Origin of the sequence: Algoriphagus sp., assembly GCF_024642405.1 — a bacterium.
Lineage (GTDB): Bacteria > Bacteroidota > Bacteroidia > Cytophagales > Cyclobacteriaceae > Algoriphagus.
In genome coordinates this window covers 1-5,371 of the sequence record NZ_JAHEBC010000261.1, presented here as the reverse complement: position 1 = coordinate 5,371, position 5,371 = coordinate 1, and the positions used below count along the sequence as shown (strand labels likewise).

6 protein-coding genes are annotated in these 5,371 nt (G+C 36.5%); 5 read left to right on the top strand and 1 reads right to left on the bottom strand.

The window, feature by feature from the left end:
• The 5 genes from Q0L68_RS15670 to Q0L68_RS15650 form a co-directional block, all read left to right on the top strand.
• Positions 1-202 (top strand): helicase HerA-like domain-containing protein (locus tag Q0L68_RS15670; RefSeq protein WP_296705034.1); only part of this gene is annotated, 202 nt, incomplete at its 5' end.
• 33 nt (positions 203-235) lie between these two features.
• A complete protein-coding gene (locus tag Q0L68_RS15665; RefSeq protein ID WP_296705033.1) occupies positions 236-1,450 on the top strand; it encodes an NAD(P)/FAD-dependent oxidoreductase in 1,215 nt (404 codons plus the stop codon).
• Positions 1,447-1,794: a hypothetical protein gene (locus tag Q0L68_RS15660; RefSeq protein ID WP_296705032.1), complete on the top strand. Its 348-nt coding sequence runs from the start codon at positions 1,447-1,449 to the stop codon at positions 1,792-1,794. Before Q0L68_RS15665 ends, Q0L68_RS15660 begins: the two co-directional genes overlap by 4 nt.
• A gap of 132 nt (positions 1,795-1,926) precedes the next feature.
• Positions 1,927-2,892 (top strand): alpha/beta fold hydrolase, encoded by a 966-nt coding sequence (locus tag Q0L68_RS15655; protein ID WP_296705030.1) that lies wholly within the window; start codon positions 1,927-1,929, stop codon positions 2,890-2,892.
• A 44-nt stretch (positions 2,893-2,936) separates the two neighbouring features.
• Complete coding sequence (locus Q0L68_RS15650; protein ID WP_296705029.1) at positions 2,937-4,442, top strand: FMN-binding glutamate synthase family protein; 1,506 nt, start codon at positions 2,937-2,939, stop codon at positions 4,440-4,442.
• A gap of 193 nt (positions 4,443-4,635) precedes the next feature.
• On the opposite strand, the gene lhgO is transcribed toward Q0L68_RS15650, so the two are convergent.
• The coding region (lhgO, locus tag Q0L68_RS15645; RefSeq protein ID WP_296705027.1) for an L-2-hydroxyglutarate oxidase at positions 4,636-5,371 on the bottom strand (736 nt) is incomplete at its 5' end.

Here is a 5,371-nt window from a genome sequence, read left to right as displayed (position 1 = left end):
GGAGGAAGTAGAAAAAGCACAGGAAAAAGCCCAATTGCCTACACCCAATATCCCAAAATCTCAACCAAGACCAAGAGCTAAGGAAGAGGAATCCTTGATTGAAGAATTAAGTAAAAACACAATGTTCAGACAATTAGGAAGAACAATTTTCAGAGAGCTGACCAGAGGGATTTTAGGTTCATTTACTGGTAAAAGAAGGTAGGTCTAAATTATTGAAATTTAATTTGTTATAATTTTGAAAATAGGTGTTATCGGAGGAGGGGCTGCCGGATATTTTTCTGCAATTCATGCAAGTGGTAAAGGAAATAAAGTCACTATTTTTGAAAAGTCGCCCAAGTTACTTTCCAAAGTAAAAGTCTCTGGGGGTGGTCGATGTAATGTTACCCACAGACCATTGGAGATTTCTAAATTGGTAAAGAATTATCCTCGGGGAGAAAAATTTTTAAAAAAGGTATTCAGACATTTTAAGTGTGAGGATACAATAGACTGGTTTGAATCAAGGTCCGTTCCATTAAAAATTGAAGCAGATGGACGAGTTTTTCCATGTTCGGATGATTCTCAAAGCATTATTGATGCTCTCCAACTCGAAGCAAGCAAATTAAAAATTGAAGTAAAAGCATCTACTGGAATCAAAGAGGTTCAGTTAAATGGAGATTCCTATTTATTGATCTCAGATAAAGGTGAATTTTTAGTGGATGCTTTAATTATTGCGGGTGGAGGGTATCCCAAAGTTGAAGGATATGCTTTTATGAGCAATTTGAAGCACAAGATCATCAGTCCAATTCCATCTTTATTTACATTCAATACGCCTCAGGAACCGATAAAGAAGTTGATGGGAATATCTATGCCAGATTCCCACGTAAAAATTGAGGGGACTAAACTTAATTATCAAGGTCCTTTATTGATTACACATTGGGGAGTTTCAGGGCCCGCTGTTTTGAAATTATCTGCTTTTGGTGCAGCATGGTTATTTGAGAAAAAATATCAGGCTAAGGCTATAATTAACTGGAATGGGGATTTTAATGAACAAAAATATTTAGATCACCTGGTACAATACGCTAAATCCCACCCAAATAGGAAGGTGAGCAATTATGCTTTATTCGAAATTCCTACTAGACTTTGGGAGTATTTATGTGATAAATCTGAAATTGATCTGAATCAAACTTTTAATAGTTTAAGTAAAAAGCAGATTAATAAGTTGGTGCAAAACCTTTTTTGCCATATTTTGAGTGTCAATGGCAAAACTACTTTTAAAGAAGAGTTTGTTACTGCTGGAGGAATTTCAATAGAAGAAGTAAACCCAGAAACAATGGAAAGTATTTTTCATCCCAATTTATACTTTGCGGGGGAAGTTTTAAATATTGACGGAATCACAGGAGGATTTAATTTCCAAGCCGCATGGTCAACTGGCTATTTAGCAGGGAAATCATCAGTAAAAATTACGATATGATTCAACTTTATCCAGGTTTAAATAATAAAATCCTTGAAATTGCAGAAGGTGACGAGGATTTTAGAATCGAGCTTATTCAGGCAATTCATAATGGACTTATTGAATTGAAGGCAGTTTATTCAAAAGGGCATGAAGAAAAAGATGAGGTTGTGATTCAACAAATCAGACATAAACTGAAACCGACTTTGGTTATGTTTGATTTTGAAGATTTGGTTTCTGAAATACAAAAAGGAAAAGTGATATTAGAAAGTGAGGGTTTTACAGAAAACTATTCTACACATGTCTTAGAACTAAATAGGCTATTAGAAGGTGCAATTTGTGAGGTCAATTTACTTTTGAAATAAAAAGGAGCCACACCTGCAGCTCCCGTTTTCGTATTTTTATACCCTATGAAGATTTTACAAAGGTAGCCGAGGTTTTTCCTTCTATGATTAACTGAATATGAACTTCTTGTAAAGAAATTCATTTAAATATACATGCCAATATTAGAATCCACTTATCCCGGCCCTCCAGCATTTTTATTCAATGGACACTTGGAAACCATTGTTCCTAGTCTTTACAGAAGAGTTAAAGGGATAAATTATCAAAGAGAAAAAATAAGTACACTTGACGGTGATTTTTTGAACTTGGATTGGTCAAAAGTGGGTTCACACAAACTATTGATTATCTCTCATGGATTGGAAGGAGATTCTGAAAGACATTATGCAAGGGGATTGGTAAAACTATTTAATCAAAATGGCATCGATGCATTGGTTTGGAATAATAGGACCTGCGGTGGTGAAATAAATGATCTACCCATCTTATACCACCACGGTGCTAGTTATGATCTGGATACAACGGTACAACATGTCATAAAGGAGTATAATTACACTGAAATTTACTTATCAGGTATAAGTATGGGGGGAGCACAAACTTTAAAATATTTAGGGGAGAAGGGGCAAAGTTTACCAAAGCAAATCAAAAAGTCCGCTGTCTATTCCACACCGTGTAATCTTCCATCCAGCGCGGCTACCCTAAAGCTAAAATCCAATATCTTCTACAAAAAACGTTTTCTGGGTAAACTGAAAAAGAAAATAGAGGCAAAGGCTCAGCAGTATCCCGAATTGATAGATTTAAAATTGCTTGAAAAAGTTAAGGACTTCGACGAATTTGATACACTTTTTACAGCAAAAATTCATGGCTTCAAAGATGCATCTGATTTTTATCAAACTGTTTCGGCTGATAATTGGATGAGTGAAATTACTATACCTACCTTGATTTTAAATGCCAAAAATGATCCTCTTTTGGGCCCAGAATGTTATCCGATAGAATTGGCTGAGAAAAAGTCAGAAATTATTTTGGAGATGCCAGAAAGAGGAGGGCATACAGGTTTTGCATTGAAAGGAAATGAATTTACTTGGGCAGAATATAGGCTTCTAGAATTTTTAACTTATAAATTCTAAGTGTGGAAATGTTAGATTTAGGATAAATTCAAATCAAATCCCAAATGAGAACTGTTTTTTTTACAGCAGCTATAATTCTGATCACCATTGCGGGCCTAAGTATTTATTTCTTTGGTTTTGGATATGTTTTTCTCATAATTCTTCTAATCTTATTTTTAGTGGGATTGTATGATGTAACCCAAAAAAAACATGCGATTTTAAAAAACTTTCCTATAGTAGGTCATTTCAGATATATGTTTGAAGCGATCTCTCCAGAGATCCAACAATATTTCATTGAAAGTAATACAGATGGCAGACCTTTTAGCAGGAATTTGAGATCCTTAGTATATCGACGAGCAAAAAATGTTAATGACACCCATCCTTTCGGAACACAAAGAGACTTGGGAGGGGAAGACTATATGGCATTGAGGCATTCAATTTATGCCGTAAAGCCAGCAAAAGAGGCACCTAGAGTTACAATTGGATGTCAGGATTGTAAACAACCTTATTCTGCTGCACTTTTGAATATTTCAGCAATGAGTTTTGGTTCTTTAAGTTCAAATGCTGTTTTAGCTTTGAACAGAGGTGCAAAAAAAGGTGGTTTTTATCATAATACAGGGGAAGGTGGAATAAGTAATTACCATCGTGAAGGAGGAGGCGATTTAGTTTGGCAAATCGGAACTGGATATTTTGGATGCAGGAATGAGAATGGAGATTTTGATGAAGAAAAATTCAAAGAGAAATCGAGTTGGCCTCAGGTCAAAATGATTGAAATTAAACTTTCTCAGGGAGCTAAACCTGGGCATGGAGGGGTTTTGCCGGGAATAAAAAACACCAAAGAAATTGCTGAAATAAGAGGCGTGGAAGCTGGAACCACTATTTTATCCCCACCTTCTCATACTGCTTTTTCAAACCCAAAAGAACTAGTTGCTTTTATTGCTAAACTCAGGGAACTCTGTGGCGGCAAGCCTGTTGGCTTTAAACTTTGTGTCGGAAGGACAGAAGAATTTGTCAATCTATGCAAGGAAATGGTAGCTCAGCATGTTTGGCCAGATTTTATCACCGTTGATGGGGCAGAAGGGGGAACAGGAGCTGCACCACTTGAATTTTCTGATAGTGTTGGACTTCCTTTGGAACCTGCTTTGATTTTTGTCAATGGGACTTTGGAAAAATATCATCTAAGACAAAATATCAGGATTATTGCTTCGGGAAAAGCTCTTACCGCCTTCTCGATCATTAAAAATATTGCTTTGGGAGCCGATCTGTGTAATTCCGCTCGGGGTTTTATGTTTAGTTTAGGCTGTATTCAAGCATTAAGATGCAATACAAACGAGTGTCCAACAGGTGTTGCTACCCAAAAGGCTAGCCTTACCAAAGGTCTTGTCGTATCAGATAAAGCCGAACGCGTCTATAATTTTCATAAAAACACAATACATGCTGTTCAGGAATTATTAGGAGCGACAGGCCATACTCACTCTTCCGAGATCAGCATCCATGATTTGGTAAAAGGCGATGAAATGGTAAAACTTGCCAATAGATACTTCCCTGATACGGTAAATACTCAAGTGTAGGTTTAAAACCATCCCGCAAAGGCGCAACAGTAGCTAACCTTTGAGGTTTTTTTCTAAGATCGAAGGTTTAATTATTTCTATCCGAAAAGCACCCATAGGCTATTGCAAAGAGTAGCAATTTATCAGGAAATTCGGTTTCTATAGTTTTGTTTGCGCCCTAGCGACTTTGCGGGAGTAAAATGCTTTAAAAGCCTTAAAACCTCTTAAGCGCTAATTCAGCAACTGTGCCTCCAATAGCCAAAGAACTAGTTGCAGCAGGAGAAGGTGCATTTAAGACATTTATTGCATGTTCGGATTCCCTAATTGCAAAATCATCCAATAAACCACCAGTTCTATCGCAAGCTTGGGCTCTTACTCCAGCGCCTCCATCCACTAAATCTGAAGATTGGATTTCAGGAATCAGTTCTTGTAAAGCTTTTGTGAATGCAGCTTTAGAAAAAGATCGATAAATTTCACCAAAACCAGTCTGCCAATATTTTGCAGCTACTTTTTGAAAGCCAGGCCAAGCTAAACTTTCGGCTAATTCTGAAAAATTGATTTGAGATTTTTTGTATCCCTCTCTTTTAAAAGCTAAAACAGCATTTGGACCTGCTTCTACGCCTCCTTTTTTCATACGGGTATAATGCACTCCTAAAAATGGAAAGTTTGGATCGGGAACTGGGTAAATCAGGTTTTTGACTAAGTATTCTTTCTCCTCTTTTAACTTATAATATTCCCCTCTGAAGGGAATGATTTTCACATCGATTGGATCCTTTTCATTCATTTGTGCCACCTTATCAGAATAGAGCCCCGCACAATTGATAATTAGCTTAGATTGAAATTCTCCTTTTGAAGTTTCGATGTAATTGACTTTATTTTTATGATTGATATTTAATACCTTATGATTTAAAAATATTTCACCGCCTTGCTGAATAATTTTATCCCCATAG

Excerpts from the sequence above, each read along its gene's own strand:
- Q0L68_RS15660 (WP_296705032.1), top strand. The coding sequence starts at position 1,447 with ATGATTCAACTTTATCCAGGTTTAAATAATAAAATCCTTGAAATTGCA.
- Q0L68_RS15655 (WP_296705030.1), top strand. The coding sequence starts at position 1,927 with ATGCCAATATTAGAATCCACTTATCCCGGCCCTCCAGCATTTTTATTC.
- Q0L68_RS15650 (WP_296705029.1), top strand. The coding sequence starts at position 2,937 with ATGAGAACTGTTTTTTTTACAGCAGCTATAATTCTGATCACCATTGCG.